Source organism: Pseudomonas sp. AU11447 (genome assembly GCF_001672555.2).
In the GTDB taxonomy this organism is placed as follows: Bacteria; Pseudomonadota; Gammaproteobacteria; order Pseudomonadales; family Pseudomonadaceae; genus Pseudomonas; species Pseudomonas nitroreducens.
Genome location: NZ_LZDG02000017.1, coordinates 191,278 through 207,305 on the forward strand (window position 1 = coordinate 191,278; position 16,028 = coordinate 207,305).

Consider the following 16,028-nt stretch of genomic DNA (forward strand, 5'->3'; position numbering starts at 1 on the left):
TAAAGGGCTAAAACACTTGGCTCCCGGCAGGCCCCTGGCGACGGCGGACTCGCACCGCACCCGCCGCAGGACCTAAACTGCGCGCCTTGAGGAGTCCGTTATTCATGAACTACCGCCATGCCTACCACGCCGGCAACCACGCCGACGTGCTGAAACACATCGTCCTTGCCCGCATCTTCGCGCTGATGGCGCGCAAGGACACGCCCTTCGCCTACCTCGACAGCCATTCCGGCATCGGCCTCTATGACCTGCTGGGTAACGAAGCCAGCCGTACCGGCGAGTGGGAGTCGGGCATCGGTCGCCTGTGGGAGCGCGATGACCTGCCGGAGCTGCTGCAGGACTACCTGGAGGTAGTCCGCGCGCTGAATCCCGATGGCGGACTGGAGTTCTACCCCGGCTCGCCCGAGCTGGCGCGGCGCCTGACCCGCCCGCAGGACCGAGTGATGCTCAACGAGCTGCACCCGGAAGACGGCCGCCTGCTCAAGGCCAACATGGCTGGCGAGCGCCGCATCTCGGTGCATCAGGGCGACGGCTGGTTGCTGCCGCGGGCCTTCCTTCCGGTTTCCGAGAAGCGCGGGGTGCTGTTGATCGATCCGCCCTTCGAGCAGCCCGATGACCTGGAGCGCTGCGTAACCGCACTGGACGAAGCCATCGGCCGCATGCGCCAGACCGTGGTTGCCATCTGGTACCCGATCAAGGATCGCCGCCAGCTCAAGCGTTTCTACCAGCGCCTGGAAAAGAGCTCGGCGCCGAAGATGCTCCGTGTGGAATTGTGCGTGCATCCGGCCGATACAGCCGATCGCCTGAATGGCTCCGGGCTGGTCATTGCCAATCCGCCGTGGCCGCTGGACGAGGAGCTGCGCGGCCTGCTGCCCTGGTTGGCCCAGACGCTGGCGCAGAGTGAAGGCAGCAGCCAGGTGGACTGGCTGATCGCCGAATGAAAAAAAGCCCCGGCAGTGCCGGGGCTTTTTCATGGTGCTGTCGCTCGTGAGGATTCGGCGCAGGCGCTGGGCCGATCGCGGACGGAGTCCGCTCCTGCGCTGCGGGCGAGCAGGGTGCTCCGTGTAGGAGCACCCTGCTCGCGAACAACCCCGCTGCGAGGTCAGTTTGCGAGCAAGGGCTGGGAATCCCCCATCCGTAACAGCTGGCTTACGCCGGCAGGCAGACGCCGGTGCCGCCCAGGCCACAGTAGCCGTTGGGGTTCTTGGCCAGGTACTGCTGGTGGTAGGCCTCGGCGTAGTAGAACGGCGGCACCTCGCGGATTTCCGTGGTGATCTCGCCGTAGCCCTTGGCGCTCAGTTCCTTCTGGAAGGCCGCGCGGCTGGCGTCGATGGCGGCCTTCTGCGCCTGGTCGAACCAGTAGATCACCGAGCGGTACTGGGTGCCGGTATCGTTGCCCTGGCGCATGCCCTGGGTTGGGTCGTGGGATTCCCAGAATACTTTGAGCAGCGCCTCGATGCTGGTTTCGCGCGGGTCGTAGGCCACCAGCACCACTTCGCTGTGGCCGGTCAGGCCGGAACAGACTTCGTCGTAGGTCGGGTTCGGCGTGAAGCCGCCGGCATAACCCACTGCGGTAACCCAGACACCCGGCTGCTGCCAGAAGCGCCGCTCGGCTCCCCAGAAGCAGCCCAGGCCGACAACGATCTGCTGCACGCCGGCGGGGAAGGGCGCAGTCAGCGGGTGGCCATTGACGTAATGCGCTTCGGGCACCGGCATCGGGCTCTCGCGCCCCGGCAGGGCCTGGGCGGAGCTGGGCAGTTCCAGTTTGTGGGCAAGTATTTGCGAGCGCAGGGTCATGGCATTCGTCTCCTGTCGAATAGGGGCGGCAATAGACTCGGGTACTCGCCGAAGATTACAGCGTTTGTTTTGCTTTGCGGGAGGTTTGAGACAGCTCGTGCAAATGGCTGCGGGCACGCCGCGCCAGAGTCGTTCAATGCGGGCGGCAGGGGTAGCGCTGCAGGCTGGAGGAGAGGTCGTGGCTGGGGATGGGTTTGTCGAACAGGTAGCCCTGGCCGATGTCGCAGCGGTTGCGCCGCAGGAAGGCCAACTGGGCGGCGGTCTCCACGCCTTCGGCGACCACCTGCAGCTTGAGGTTGTGCGCCATGGCGATCACCGCGGAGGTGATCTCCATGTCGTCCTGGTTGTCCGGGATGTCCTTGATGAAGCTGCGATCGATCTTGATTACATCGATGGGGAATTTCTTCAGGTAGCTCAGCGACGAGTAACCGGTGCCGAAGTCGTCCATGGCCAGGGTCAGGCCGAGGTTCTTCAGGCGCTCCAGCTGCTGGCGAGTGTCGTCGGTAGCGTCCAGCAGCAGGCTTTCGGTCAGCTCCAGTTCCAGCTGCGAGGCCGGGATGCTTTCCTCGTGGAGGATCGCGGCGATGGAGCCGACCAGGTCCGGGTCGCTGAACTGCTTGGGTGACAGGTTGATCGCCATGTGCAGGTCGCCCAGGCCCTTGGCGGCCAGCTCGCGGACCTGGCGACAGGCCTGGCGGATCACCCATTTGCCGATGGGGATGATCAGGCCGGTTTCCTCGGCGACGCTGATGAATTGGTCCGGGCGGATCATGCCCTTCTCCGGGTGTTGCCAGCGCAGCAGGGCTTCCAGGCCGAGCAGTGCGCCGCTGCGCAGGCACAGCTTGGGCTGGTAGTGCACGGCCAGCTCGTCCTGCACCAGTGCACGGCGCAGGTTGCTTTCGACGAACAGCTTGTAGCTGGCCTCGGCGGTCATCGCCTCGGTGAAGGTCTGCACCTGGTGCTTGCCGTTGGCCTTGGCCTTGTGCAGCGCGAGGCCCGCATGCTTCATCAGCGTTTGCGGGTCCTGCCCGTGCTGCGGCGCGTAGGCGATGCCCACGGAGCCGGTGATGCTGATCAGCTGGTTGTCGACGAACAGCGGCTTGTCGAGCACGTCGAGGATCTGCGCGGCGATCTTCTCGCCACGGCCGGCGACGGATTCTTCCAGCAGCACGGCGAACTCATTGCTGGCGAAGCGCGCCAGGGTGGCGCTGTCGCTCAGGCTGCTGCGCAGGCGCCGGGCGAGGTTGGCCAGCAGCTTGTCACCGGTCTGGTGGCCGAGGCTGTCGTTGATCCGCTTGAAGTTGTCGATGTCCACCAGCAGCAGGCTCAGCGAGTGCTCGCTGCCCACCTGCAGGCGCTCTTCCAGGGCATTGATGAAGAAGTGACGGTTGGCCAGCCCGGTGAGGTTGTCGCGGTAGGCGAGCTTCTCGATGTGCTGCTGAGCCAGCTTGCTCTGGGTGATGTCTTCGTAGATGCCGATGTAGTGGGTCAGCTCGCCCTTGTCGTCGTAGACCTTGGACAGCGACAGCTGGCCCCAGTAGGGCTCGAGGTTCTTGCGCCGGCTGCGGAATTCGCCCTGCCAGCTGTTCTGCGTGACCAGGGTGGAGCGTGCGTCGAACAGCAGTTCGCTGAGATTCGCCAGCGCCGGCAGTTCCGGCAGGCGGCGGCCGCGAACTTCGTCGGCGCCGTACTGGGTAATCGCGGTGAAGCTCGGGTTGACGTATTCCACCAGTCCGTCACGGTCGATCAGCAGGAAGGCGCTGGCGCTCTGCTCGACGGCGCGCTGAAACAGGTGCAGGGCGCTGGAGACGTTGCGCCGCTCGTGATTCATCAGGACCTGGGCGTACTGGTCGGCCAGCTCGCCGGCGAAGGCGATCTCGTCGCTCTGCCACATGCGCACTTCACCGACATGTTCCAGGCAGAGCACACCGACCACCTCGCCACCGACGCGGATGGTGGCGTCGAGCATGGCGCTGATGCCCTGCGGGCGCAGGTAGCGCATGGCCAGCTCCTGGGTGCGCGGGTCCTGCTGGGCGTTGTGGGCGTCGATGGCGCGGCCGCTGTGAACCGCGTCGAGGTAATTGGGGAAGTGGCTGGCGTCGATGTCCTGCGGCTTTTCGTACTGATCGGTGTCGCGGCGGTAGATGGTCACCGCTTCCAGACGGTGGTCCGGGTGCAGGCGCCAGATGCCGGCGCGGGCGACGTCGTAGGCCTCGCAGGCGGCCTGGGCGATCAGTTGCGCGGCTTCCAGCAGCGGGTCGCTGGACAGGTAGCGGTGCCGTGCCAGGCGCACGATAAGGTTCTGCTGGGTACGCGAGCGCACCAGGTGCTGCAGGTGTTCGTCCTGGGAGCGCTGGTACATTTCCAGCGACATCTTCAGGCGGATGTTCTGTGCTTCCAGGTCCAGCAGGCGCGGGTCCAGCTCGGTTTCGTGCTCGTCTGCCTCGGTCTGTAGCAGGTAGCCGTGGAGCAGCTGGCGGCCGTGCTGCTGGAAGGCTTCGCCGACCTCCAGCACGTTCAGCGTGCCGCGCGGCGAATGGAGCAGGTAGCGCACCCGGTAACGGCCGTCCTTGAGCAGTTGCTGCTGCACCTGCTCGTGCAGGCGATGGCGCGCTTCGGGCTCCATCAGGCTGGCGTAGGGGGCGTCGAGGATGCCGCAGAGGTCCTGGGCCGGGACGCCGATCTGGCGTTCGCAGCCGGGGTCGAGGAACAGCAGGGTCCAGCTGGGCTCGTTCAGGCGCTCGAAGCGCAGCATCCCGAGCCTCGAAGGGACGGGAAGCTGCGTGACAACCTCGGCCGCCTGACGGCTGGCGGCATCGGGATGACTCTTCATGCGCGGGAGATTTCCAGGGTGCTGGATGGGGTACTTCGCCCCACCCGACTTCTATGGGCGTTGGCAAGATTTGCATGAGGCACGGGGCCATGACAAGCCAAGACTGTATCGGCCGTCACGCAGCGAAGTTGAGCGCGGTGCGGCCGCGACGCCGAGCCGCCGGTCAGAATCGTGCGGGCAAAAAGAAGCCCCGCCATCCGGCAGGGCTGGAGAGTACGAGCGTGGCGTGCTCGTCGAGAGGAAGGGCCGGCGCGGGCCGGCCCCTTACAACACTTACAGCAGCAGGGTGCGGATATCACCCAGCAGGTCGGACAGGCGCTTGGTGTAGCGCGCGGCAGCGGCCCCGTTGATCACGCGGTGATCGTAGGACAGCGACAGCGGCAGCATCAGGCGCGGCTGGAAGGCCTTGCCGTCCCACACCGGCTGCATSGTCGCCTTGCTSACRCCSAGGATCGCCACTTCCGGCGCRTTGACGATCGGCGTGAAGCCGGTGCCGCCAATGTGGCCGAGGCTGGAGATGGTGAAGCAGGCGCCCTGCATGGCGTCGGCGGAGAGCTTCTTGGTGCGCGCTTTCTCCGCCAGTTCGGCGGCCTCGGCGGCCAGTTGCAGCAAGCTCTTCTGGTCGACGTTCTTGATCACCGGTACCAGCAGGCCGTCCGGCGCGTCCACGGCGAAGCCGATGTTCACGTACTTCTTGCGGATCAGCGCCTTGCCGCTGGGGGCCAGCGAGCTGTTGAAGTCCGGCATTTCCTTGAGCAGGTGGGCACAGGCCTTCAGCAGGATCGGCAGCACGGTCAGCTTGACGCCAGCCTTCTCCGCTACGGCTTTCTGGGCCACGCGGAAGGCTTCCATCTCGGTGATGTCGGCCGAGTCGAACTGGGTCACGTGCGGCACGTTCAGCCAGCTGCGGTGCAGGTTGGCGGCGCCGACCTGCATCAGGCGGGTCATCGCCACTTCTTCCACTTCGCCGAACTTGCTGAAGTCGACTTCCGGGATCGGCGGGATGCCTGCGCCACCGGTAGCGCCGGCCGGAGCCGACTTGGCGCGCTGCAGTTGTTCCTTGACGAACAGCTGCACGTCTTCCTTGAGGATGCGGCCTTTCGGGCCGGTGCCTTTGACTTCGCTCAGCTCGACGCCGAACTCGCGGGCGACCATGCGCACCGCAGGGCCTGCGTGGACCTTGGCGCCGTCACGGCTGGGCGCGCCCACCGGAGCGGCTTCCGCAGCCTTGGCCGGCGCGGCAGCCGGTGCCTGGGCGGCGGCTGGAGCGGCAGCGGCCGGAGCCGGAGCAGCCGCCGGAGCTGGTTCAGCAGCAGCCGGGGCAGCAGCGCCCGCGACCTTCAGCTTGAGGATCAGGTCGCCGGTGCCGACTTCGTCACCGATCTTGATCGACACGCTCTCCACCACGCCGGCAGCCGGCGAGGGGATTTCCATGCTGGCCTTGTCCGACTCCAGGGTGATCAGCGACTGGTCGGCTTCGACCGTGTCGCCGGCTTTCACCATGACTTCGATGACGTTGGCCTTGCCGGTAGAGCCGATGTCCGGGACATGGATGTCCTGGACGCTGGCGCCAGCGGCGGGTGCGGCAGCCGGCGCCGGGGCAGCGGCCGGCGCCGGGGCAGCGGCCGGAGCCTCTGCCTTCGGTGCCTCGGCGGCCGGTGCCGGAGCTTCGGCCTTGGGCGCTTCGGCGGTAGCCGAACCACCCTCGACTTCCAGCTCGAGGATCTCGTCGCCTTCCTTCAGGGTGTCGCCCACCTTGACCTTCAGGCTCTTCACCACGCCAGCTTTCGGCGAGGGAATCTCCATGCTGGCCTTGTCGGATTCCAGGGTCAGCAGACTCTGGTCGGCCTCGACGGTGTCGCCGACCTTGACCAGCAGTTCGATGACTTCACCCTGACCATTGCCGATGTCGGGTACACGAATCAGTTCGCTCATCGTGCCTCTCCTCAGCAGTCCAGCGGGTTGCGTTTTTCGGGGTTGATGCCGAACTTGGCGATGGCTTCGGCCACCACTTTGGGTTCGATATCACCACGATCGGCCAGGGCTTCCAGCGCGGCCAGCACGACCCAGTGGCGGTCGACTTCGAAGAAGTCGCGCAGCTTGCGGCGGCTGTCGCTGCGGCCGAAGCCGTCGGTGCCCAGGACCTTGAATTCCTTGCTCGGAACCCACTGGCGGATCTGCTCGGCGTAGAGCTTCATGTAGTCGGTGGAGGCGATGACCGGGCCCTTGCGGCCGGACAGGCACTCTTCGACGTAGCTCTGCTTGGGCTTCTGACCCGGGTGCAGGCGGTTCCAGCGCTCAACGGCGAGGCCGTCGCGGCGCAGTTCGTTGAAGCTCGGAACGGACCAGACGTCGGCGCCGATGCCGAAGTCTTCGCGCAGGATCTTCGCGGCGGCTTCGACTTCGCGCAGGATGGTGCCCGAACCCAGCAGCTGCACGTGATGCGCGGCGTCCTTCTTGTCCTCATCGAGCAGGTACATGCCCTTGATGATGCCTTCCTCGGCGCCCTTGGGCATGGCCGGCTGGACGTAGTTCTCGTTCATCACGGTGATGTAATAGAAGATGTCCTGCTGCTCTTCGATCATCTGGCGCGAGCCTTCGCGGATGATCACCGCCAGCTCGTAGGCGTAGGTCGGATCGTAGGTGCGGCAGTTCGGGATGGTCGCCGCCAGCAGGTGGCTGTGACCGTCTTCGTGCTGCAGGCCTTCACCGTTCAGGGTGGTACGGCCGGCGGTGCCGCCGATCAGGAAACCGTGCGCGCGGCTATCGCCAGCGGCCCAGGCCAGGTCGCCGATACGCTGGAAGCCGAACATCGAGTAGAAGATGTAGAACGGCAGCATCGGCTGGTTGTGCGTGGAGTACGAGGTACCCGCGGCGATCCAGCTGGACATGGCGCCGGCTTCGTTGATGCCTTCCTCGAGGATCTGACCTTTCTTGTCCTCGCGGTAGAACATCACCTGGTCCTTATCCACCGGCTCATAGAGCTGGCCGACGGAGGAGTAGATGCCCAACTGGCGGAACATGCCTTCCATACCGAAGGTACGGGCTTCGTCCGGCACGATCGGGACGATGCGCGGGCCGAGTTCCTTGTCCTTGACCAGCTGCGAGATGATCCGCACGAAGGCCATGGTGGTGGAGATTTCGCGGTCGCCCGAGCCGTCGAGCATGGCCTTGAGGGTTTCCAGCGGGGGAACCGGGACCTGGAAGCTCTTCTCGCGGCGAACCGGCATCACGCCGCCCAGCGCGGCACGGCGGGAAGCCAGGTACTTGGCTTCGGCGCTGCCTTCCTCGGGGCGGTAGAACGGCAGGTTTTCCAGATCGGCATCCTTGATCGGGATGTCGAACTTGTCGCGGAACGACTTCAGGGACTCGACGTCGACCTTCTTGACGTTGTGCGCGATGTTCTTCGCTTCGCCGGAACCGGTGCCGTAGCCTTTGATGGTCTTGGCCAGGATGACGGTGGGCTGGCCCTTGTGGTTGACCGCCTGGTGGTAGGCCGCATAGACCTTGTAGGGGTCGTGGCCGCCACGGTTGAGTTTCCAGACTTCCTCGTCGGAGAGGTCCTTGACCATCTCCAGCAGCTCCGGACGCGCACCGAAGAAGTGCTCACGCACGTAGGCGCCGTCTTTGGCCTTGTAGTTCTGGTACTCGCCGTCGATGACCTCGTCCATGCGCTGCTGCAGCAGGCCGGCGGTGTCCTTGGCGAACAGCGGGTCCCAGAAGCGACCCCAGACCACCTTGTTGACGTTCCACTCGGCGCCACGGAATACGCCTTCGAGTTCCTGGATGATCTTGCCGTTGCCGCGAACCGGGCCGTCGAGGCGCTGCAGGTTGCAGTTGATGACGAAGATCAGGTTGTCCAGCTTCTCGCGGCCGGCCAGGGAGATCGCGCCCAGGGATTCGGGCTCGTCGCACTCGCCGTCGCCCATGAAGCACCAGACCTTCTGCTTGCCGGCGGGGATGAAGCCGCGGCTTTCCAGGTACTTCATGAAGCGCGCCTGGTAGATCGCCTGGATCGGGCCCAGACCCATGGAGACGGTCGGGAACTGCCAGAAGTCCGGCATCAGCCAGGGGTGCGGGTAGGAAGACAGGCCGTTGCCGTCCACTTCCTGACGGAAGTTGTTCAGTTGGTCTTCGCTGATGCGGCCTTCGAGGAAGGCGCGGGCGTAAACGCCGGGGGAGGCGTGGCCCTGGAAGAACACCAGGTCGCCGCCGTGTTCGTCGGTCGGGGCCTGGAAGAAGTAGTTGAAGCCAACGTCGTACAGGGTCGCCGAGGAGGCGAAGGAGGAGATGTGGCCACCCAGATCCGGGTCGTTCTTGTTGGCCTTCATCACCATCGCCAGGGCGTTCCAGCGCACCAGGGAGCGGATGCGGCGCTCCATGAACAGGTCGCCGGGCATGCGCGCTTCGTGGGTGACCGGGATGCTGTTGCGGTACGGTGTGGTGATGGCGTAGGGCAGTTGGGTGCCGGACCGGCTGGCCAGCTCGCCCATGCGGGTCATCAGGTAATGGGCGCGGTCTTCACCTTCACGGTCCAGGACCGATTCCAGGGCGTCCAGCCATTCCTGGGTTTCGACGGGATCGAGGTCTTGCATGGCTTGCTCCAGGGCGGAAAGGCTTCCAGAATCGGAAGCCAGTAGATCGTTGCCGATAGCTGCGCCAACCTCGTGGGCGACGCGGCGAATTCTTGGAAGTGCTCCGGGGGTACGCCCGGCGGGTTGTAGTTTTACTACAAATCGCCAGCGGATACATCCCTCCCCTCGAAAAAGTTAGTAGTAAAACTACAGGGGCACGAAAAGACAGGAATGCCGGCGCCTCGCCGACCACTCAGGATAGACCATGAGCCTGCCGTCCCTGGCCGCTTTGCCGGCTACTCTCAAGCCCCTCGCCGAGCGGGCTGAACAGAATTTTCGTACTGCCATCGCCGCGTTTTCCCCCGAGCAGATCGCCAGCTTCGACAGCTGGTCCGACGAGCGGCACGCCGATTTCTCCCGCGTCACCGCCGGCAGCGATTTCGTTGCCGAACAGGTCCAGCGCGATCCTGCCTTTCTATTGGAGCTGGCCGCGACCGGTGAGCTGGAGCGCGTCCTGCAGCCCGGCGAAATGGGCGCGCAGCTGGAAGCGCTGCTCGCCGATTGCGCCGACGAGGACGAACTGGGTCGCCGCCTGCGTCGCTTCCGTCGGCGCCAGCAGGTGCGCATCATCTGGCGCGACCTGAGCCGTCGCAGCGACCTGGCGGGTACCTGCCGTGATCTGTCGGACCTTGCCGACGCCTGCATCGACCAGTCCCTGGCCTGGCTCTACCAGCGCCACTGCCAGCAGTTCGGCGTGCCCATCGGCAATCGCTCGGGCCTGCCGCAGAAGATGATCGTGCTGGGCATGGGCAAGCTGGGTGCGGGCGAGCTGAACCTGTCCTCCGACATCGACCTGATCTTCGGCTATCCCGAGGGCGGCGAAACCCAGGGCGCCAAGCGGGCGCTGGACAATCAGGAGTTCTTCACCCGCCTGGGGCAGAAGCTGATCAAGTCGCTGGACGCCATTACCGTCGACGGCTTCGCCTTCCGCGTCGACATGCGCCTGCGCCCCTACGGCTCCAGCGGTCCGCTGGTACACAGCTTCGCTGCGCTGGAGCAGTACTACCAGGACCAGGGGCGCGACTGGGAACGCTACGCGATGATCAAGGCGCGCGTGGTCGGCGGCGACCAGGAAGCCGGCCAGCGCCTGCTGGAGCTGCTGCGTCCGTTCGTTTACCGGCGCTACCTGGACTTCTCCGCCATTGAGGCGCTGCGCACCATGAAGCAGCTGATCCAGCAGGAAGTCCGGCGCAAGGGCATGAGCGAGAACATCAAGCTGGGTGCCGGGGGCATCCGCGAGGTGGAGTTCATCGCCCAGGCCTTCCAGCTGATCCATGGCGGCCGTGACCTCAGCCTGCAGCAGCGGCCGCTGCTGCGCGTGCTGGCGATCCTCGAAGGGCAGGGCTACCTGCCGCCGCAGGTGGTCGCCGAGTTGCGCGAGGGCTACGAGTTCCTGCGTTACGCCGAGCACGCCCTGCAGGCCATCGCTGATCGGCAGACGCAGATGCTGCCGGAGGACGAACTCGAGCGAATCCGCGTCGCCTTCATCATGGGCTTCGCCAACTGGTCGGCGTTCCACCAGGCCACCAATCAATGGCGCGATCGCATCGACTGGCATTTCCGCCAGGTCATCGCCGATCCGGACGAGGACGAAGACGGCCAGGTCGACACCACTATCGGTGGCGAATGGATTCCGCTCTGGGAAGAGGCGGTGGACGAGGAGTCCGCCTGCCGGCAGTTCGCCGACGCCGGGTTCGCCGAGCCCGCGCAGGCCTGGAAGCGTCTGACCGACTTGCGCCATGGCACGCAGGTGCGTGCCATGCAGCGTCTTGGGCGCGAGCGGTTGGATGCCTTCATGCCACGATTGCTGAACATGATTGCCGAGCGCGGTCCGGCGGACGTGCTGCTGGAGCGCACGCTGCCGTTGATCGAGGCGGTGGCGCGGCGCTCCGCCTATCTGGTGCTGCTCACCGAGAACCCCGGTGCACTGGAGCGCCTGCTGACCCTCTGCGCGGCCAGCCCGATGGTGGCCGAGCAGATCGCTCGCTTCCCGATCCTGCTCGATGAACTGTTGAACGAAGGGCGCCTGTTCCGCCCGCCGCAGGCCGCTGAACTGGGCGCCGAGCTGCGCGAGCGGCTGATGCGCATCCCCGAAGACGACCTCGAGCAGCAGATGGAAACCCTGCGCCACTTCAAGCTGGCCCACGGCCTGCGCGTGGTGGCCTCGGAGATCGCCGGCACCCTGCCTTTAATGAAGGTGAGCGATTACCTGACCTGGCTGGCCGAGGCGATCCTCGAACAGGTACTCGTCCTGACCTGGGACCAACTGGTGCAGCGCCATGGCCGGCCCACTCGCGTGGACGGTACGCCGTGCGATCCGGACTTCATCATCATCGGCTACGGCAAGTCCGGTGGCCTGGAGCTGGGCCACGGTTCGGACCTGGACCTGGTATTCATCCACGACGGCGACCCGCAGAGCGAGACCGACGGCGAGAAGTCCATCGACGGCGCGCAGTTCTACACGCGCCTGGGGCAGAAAATCATCCACTTCCTCACCGCGCAGACGCCTTCGGGCATGCTCTATGAAGTGGATATGCGCCTGCGCCCGAGTGGCGCTTCCGGGCTGCTGGTCAGTTCGCTGCGCGCCTTCGAGGCCTATCAACTGGGCGAGGCCTGGACCTGGGAGCACCAGGCGCTGGTGCGCGCCCGCGTGCTCGCGGGCTGCCAGCGGGTGGCCAAGGCGTTCGAGGCGATCCGCGCGAAAGTCATCGGTCAGCGGCGCGACCTGGGCGAGTTGCGCAAGGAAGTCAGCGAGATGCGCGCCAAGATGCGCGACAACCTCGGTACCCAGAGCACCGCTGCCGGTACCGCACCGAATGCCTTCGAGGCCGCGGCCCCGTTCGATCTCAAGCAGGATGCCGGTGGTATCGTCGATATCGAATTTATGGTGCAATACGCGGCCCTGGCCTGGTCGTGGCAGCACCCGGAGCTGGTGGAGTTCACCGACAATATCCGGATTCTGGAAGCGCTGGAGCGGGTCGGCTTGATGTCCGGCGAGGATGTCCTGAAGTTACAGGACGCCTACAAGGCTTACCGGGCGGCGGCGCACCGATTGTCCCTGCAGAAGCAGCCGGGCGTGGTGAGCGGCGATCACTTCCATGCGCAGCGGCGCATGGTGATGCAGATGTGGAAGGCTTTCGAGCTGACCTGAATCGCTGCGATTTCCCCTGAAGTAGCCAGCATCCGGCGATGATGTTCGCCGGAGCGCCCCGCGCTGTCAGTTGCGTTGCACGGGTATATAGATGTCAGGAGCGAGGCGCGTGATGCCATTGCGCCAGGTCACAGGGAGTGACGAAATCCGCCCGGCCGGCTGATCGGCTGGGCTAGACTGCCGGCATTCGATGCTCGGCACCCGACCGTGAGGGCACGCGCCACACGGCTGGATGAATGGAGTACGGGGAGGCGAGAGCCTCCCCGGTCGTTTCTGGAAAAGGCATGAGAATTCTGATCGTAGGCCCCTCCTGGGTGGGCGACATGGTGATGGCGCAGACACTCTTCCAGTGTCTGAGGCAGCGGCACCCCGACTGCGTGATCGACGTGCTGGCGCCCGACTGGAGCCGGCCGATCCTCGAGCGCATGCCCGAGGTGCGCCAGGCCCTGAGCTTCCCGCTCGGCCACGGTGTGCTGGACATCGCCTCGCGCCGTCGTATCGGCAAGACCCTCAAGGGCCAGTACGACCAGGCGATCCTCCTGCCCAACTCGCTGAAGTCGGCGCTGGTGCCCTATTTTGCCGGCATCCCCAAGCGCACCGGCTGGAAAGGCGAGATGCGCTACGGCCTGCTCAACGACATCCGCGCGCTGGATAAAGAGCGCTACCCGCTGATGATCGAGCGCTTCATGGCCCTGGCTTTCGAGCCGGGCGCGGAGCTGCCGCAGCCTTATCCACAGCCGCGCCTGGCCATCGACCCGCAGAGTCGCGAGGCCGCGCTGGCCAAGTTCGGCCTGAGCCTGGACCGCCCGGTGCTGGCGCTGTGCCCCGGCGCCGAGTTCGGCGAGGCCAAGCGCTGGCCGGCGGAGTACTACGCCAAGGTCGCCGAGGTGAAGATCCGCGCCGGCTGGCAGGTGTGGATCTTCGGCTCGAAGAATGACCACCCCGGCGGCGAAGACATCCGCATGCGCCTGATCCCCGGCCTGCGTGAAGAGTCGGTGAACCTGGCGGGCGAGACCGCCCTGTCCGAAGCCATCGACCTGATGTCCTGCGCCAGTGCCGTGGTCACCAACGATTCGGGCCTGATGCATGTGGCTGCCGCGCTGAACCGCCCGCTGGTAGCGGTCTACGGCTCCACCTCGCCGCAGTTCACGCCGCCGCTGGCCGACCAGGTGGAGATCGTTCGCCTCGGCCTGGAATGCAGCCCCTGCTTCGACCGTGTGTGCCGCTTTGGTCACTACAACTGCCTGCGCGAGCTCAAGCCGCGCCCGGTGATCGAAGCGCTGGATCGACTGGTCGCCGACCCGGTGGATGTGGATAGCGCGGAATGAGGGTGCTGCTGATCAAGACCTCGTCCCTGGGCGATGTCATTCATACCCTGCCGGCGTTGACCGACGCCGCCCGCGCCATTCCCGGCATCCAGTTCGACTGGGTGGTGGAAGAGGGTTTCGCCGAGATTCCCGCCTGGCACCCGGCCGTGGCCCAGGTGATCCCGGTGGCGATCCGCCGCTGGCGCAAGAATCTCTGGCAGACCATCAAGAGCGGCGAGTGGAGTCGCTTCAAGCGCCGCCTGAAGGAAGTCGACTACGACCTGGTGATCGACGCCCAGGGCCTGCTCAAGAGCGCCTGGTTGACCCGCCACGCTCGCCGTCGCACGCCGATCGCCGGGCTGGACAAGGAGTCCGCGCGCGAGCCGGCTGCCAGCCGCTTCTATAACCGCACCTATCCGGTCGCCTGGGGCCAGCATGCCGTCGAGCGCGTGCGCCAGTTGTTCGCCCAGGCGCTGGATTACCCGCTACCCACTGGCACTGGCGATTACGGCCTGGATCGCAATCGCCTGCTGGATGCGGTGGAGACCGAGCCGTACCTGGTCTTCCTCCACGGCACCACCTGGGTGACCAAGCATTGGCCCGAGGTCTACTGGCGCGAACTGGCCCAGCGCATGGGCGAGCGTGGCTGGAAGGTTCGCCTGCCCTGGGGCAACGAGGCCGAGCGGCAACGCGCCGAGCGGCTGGCCGAAGGCTTGGAAAACGCATCGGTACTCCCCAGATTATCCCTCGCAGGCATGGCCAAGGTGCTGGCCGGCGCTTCCGCCTGCGTGGCGGTCGACACTGGTCTCGGACACCTGGCCGCTGCGCTGGATGTGCCGACGCTGTCGCTGTTCGGCCCGACCAACCCCGGTCTGACCGGCGCCTACGGGCGCTCGCAGGTGCACCTGGGCAGCGACTGGCCCTCGTGTGCGCCCTGCCTGCAGAAGACCTGCACCTACCAGCCGACGGCCGAAGACAAGCGCCAGTTCGACCTGCGGCATGAACAGCCTCTGTGCTTCACGCGCCTGAACCCCCAGCGCGTGGCGACCCAGCTGGAGGCACTGCTGCTGGCCCCGGAGACGCTTCGATGACCCTGGCTTTCGTCCTCTACAAATATTTCCCGTTCGGCGGACTGCAGCGCGACTTCATGCGCATCGCCCTGGAGTGCCAGAAGCGCGGCCACTCCATCCGTGTCTACACGCCGATCTGGGAAGGCGAGGTGCCGCCCGGCTTCGACGTGCGCGTGGCGCCGGTGAAGTCGCTGTTCAACCATCGCCGCAACGAGAAGTTCAGCGCCTGGCTGGCCGCGGATCTCGCGCGCTCGCCGGTAGATCGGGTGATCGGCTTCAACAAGATGCCGGGCCTGGATGTGTACTACGCCGCCGACGGCTGCTTCGAGGACAAGGCGCAGACCCTGCGCAACTCCTTCTACCGCCGCTGGGGTCGCTACAAGCATTTCGCCGACTACGAGCGCGCGGTGTTCGCGCCGGAATCGAAGACCGAGATCCTGATGATCTCCGAGGTGCAGCAGCCGCTGTTCATCAAGCATTACCGAACCCCGGAGGCGCGCTTCCACCTGTTGCCGCCGGGCATCGCCCAGGACCGCCGCGCACCGGCCAATGCCGCCGAAATCCGCGCCGAGTTCCGCCGCGAATTCAAGTTGGCCGAAGATGACCTGCTGCTGGTGCAGATCGGTTCCGGCTTCAAGACCAAGGGCCTGGACCGCAGCCTCAAGGCGCTGGCCGCGTTGCCGCGCTCGCTGCGCAAGCGCACCCGCCTGATCGCCATCGGCCAGGACGATCCCAAGCCGTTCCTGTTGCAGGTGAAGGCGCTGGGCCTGTCGGACAACGTGCAGATTCTCAAGGGGCGCAGCGATATCCCGCGCTTCCTGCTCGGCGCTGACCTGCTGATTCACCCGGCGTACAACGAGAACACCGGCACCGTGCTGCTCGAAGCGCTGGTCGCGGGCTTGCCGGTGCTGGTCACCGATGTCTGCGGCTACGCCCATTACATCGACGAGGCGAAAGCCGGCCGTGTGGTGCCGTCGCCCTTCGAGCAGGAGCGGCTGAACACCATGCTCCAGGAGATGCTGGAAGACGACACCGCGCGCGCCGACTGGTCGCGCAACGGCCTGGCCTTCGCCGACACCGCCGATCTCTACAGCATGCCGCAGCATGCGGCAGACGTGATCCTGCGGGGGCATGCATGAACGCTTTGGCTCTCGCAGGAGCGAGCTTGCTCGTGAAAGTTTTTTCGGCAAGCTGCCGTGCCCTGCGGGTTGGCGAGCAAGCTCGCTCCTACAAAGG

The 16,028-nt window shown here is 65.8% G+C and carries 9 protein-coding genes; 5 read left to right on the forward strand and 4 right to left on the reverse strand.

The genetic code is table 11. The annotated features are described in order from the left end of the window. Positions 1–104: 104 nt before the first annotated feature. A complete protein-coding gene (locus tag A6723_RS01560) occupies positions 105–941 on the forward strand; it encodes a 23S rRNA (adenine(2030)-N(6))-methyltransferase RlmJ (protein WP_064979541.1) in 837 nt (278 codons plus the stop codon). Between the two features lie 208 nt (positions 942–1,149). Here A6723_RS01560 and msrA read toward each other — a convergent pair whose 3' ends face one another. From msrA to aceE, 4 genes are all read right to left on the reverse strand, one after another. Beyond that, positions 1,150–1,797, reverse strand: coding sequence for a peptide-methionine (S)-S-oxide reductase MsrA (msrA, locus tag A6723_RS01565; RefSeq protein WP_024764124.1), 648 nt, complete (start codon positions 1,795–1,797; stop codon positions 1,150–1,152). Positions 1,798–1,930: 133 nt separating this feature from the next. Continuing rightward, on the reverse strand, positions 1,931–4,630 hold the full coding sequence (locus A6723_RS01570; protein WP_064979542.1) for a bifunctional diguanylate cyclase/phosphodiesterase: 2,700 nt from the start codon (positions 4,628–4,630) through the stop codon (positions 1,931–1,933). A 273-nt stretch (positions 4,631–4,903) separates the two neighbouring features. Beyond that, complete coding sequence (aceF, locus tag A6723_RS01575) at positions 4,904–6,565, reverse strand: dihydrolipoyllysine-residue acetyltransferase (protein WP_054909996.1); 1,662 nt, start codon at positions 6,563–6,565, stop codon at positions 4,904–4,906. 11 nt (positions 6,566–6,576) lie between these two features. After that, entirely contained in the window at positions 6,577–9,225 is a 2,649-nt protein-coding gene (gene aceE, locus A6723_RS01580) for a pyruvate dehydrogenase (acetyl-transferring), homodimeric type (protein WP_045216080.1), read from the reverse strand. A 244-nt stretch (positions 9,226–9,469) separates the two neighbouring features. On the opposite strand from aceE, the gene glnE reads away from it, so the two are divergent. The 4 genes from glnE to A6723_RS01600 all read left to right on the forward strand — a co-directional run bounded on the left by glnE (position 9,470) and on the right by A6723_RS01600 (position 15,931). Then, entirely contained in the window at positions 9,470–12,415 is a 2,946-nt protein-coding gene (gene glnE / locus A6723_RS01585) for a bifunctional [glutamate--ammonia ligase]-adenylyl-L-tyrosine phosphorylase/[glutamate--ammonia-ligase] adenylyltransferase (RefSeq protein WP_054909995.1), read from the forward strand. Between the two features lie 284 nt (positions 12,416–12,699). After that, positions 12,700–13,743, forward strand: a complete 1,044-nt coding sequence (gene waaF / locus A6723_RS01590) for a lipopolysaccharide heptosyltransferase II (RefSeq protein WP_054909994.1) — start codon at positions 12,700–12,702, stop codon at positions 13,741–13,743. Then, on the forward strand, positions 13,740–14,813 hold the full coding sequence (gene waaC / locus A6723_RS01595; protein WP_054909993.1) for a lipopolysaccharide heptosyltransferase I: 1,074 nt from the start codon (positions 13,740–13,742) through the stop codon (positions 14,811–14,813). The genes waaF and waaC overlap by 4 nt, the downstream gene beginning before the upstream one ends. Further along, positions 14,810–15,931, forward strand: coding sequence for a glycosyltransferase family 4 protein (locus tag A6723_RS01600; protein WP_054909992.1), 1,122 nt, complete (start codon positions 14,810–14,812; stop codon positions 15,929–15,931). Before waaC ends, A6723_RS01600 begins: the two co-directional genes overlap by 4 nt. Positions 15,932–16,028: the final 97 nt, after the last annotated feature.

Excerpts from the sequence above, each read along its gene's own strand:
- A6723_RS01600 (WP_054909992.1), top strand. The coding sequence starts at position 14,810 with ATGACCCTGGCTTTCGTCCTCTACAAATATTTCCCGTTCGGCGGACTG.
- aceE (WP_045216080.1), bottom strand. The coding sequence starts at position 9,225 with ATGCAAGACCTCGATCCCGTCGAAACCCAGGAATGGCTGGACGCCCTG.
- glnE (WP_054909995.1), top strand. The coding sequence starts at position 9,470 with ATGAGCCTGCCGTCCCTGGCCGCTTTGCCGGCTACTCTCAAGCCCCTC.
- A6723_RS01570 (WP_064979542.1), bottom strand. The coding sequence starts at position 4,630 with ATGAAGAGTCATCCCGATGCCGCCAGCCGTCAGGCGGCCGAGGTTGTC.
- A6723_RS01560 (WP_064979541.1), top strand. The coding sequence starts at position 105 with ATGAACTACCGCCATGCCTACCACGCCGGCAACCACGCCGACGTGCTG.
- msrA (WP_024764124.1), bottom strand. The coding sequence starts at position 1,797 with ATGACCCTGCGCTCGCAAATACTTGCCCACAAACTGGAACTGCCCAGC.
- waaF (WP_054909994.1), top strand. The coding sequence starts at position 12,700 with ATGAGAATTCTGATCGTAGGCCCCTCCTGGGTGGGCGACATGGTGATG.
- waaC (WP_054909993.1), top strand. The coding sequence starts at position 13,740 with ATGAGGGTGCTGCTGATCAAGACCTCGTCCCTGGGCGATGTCATTCAT.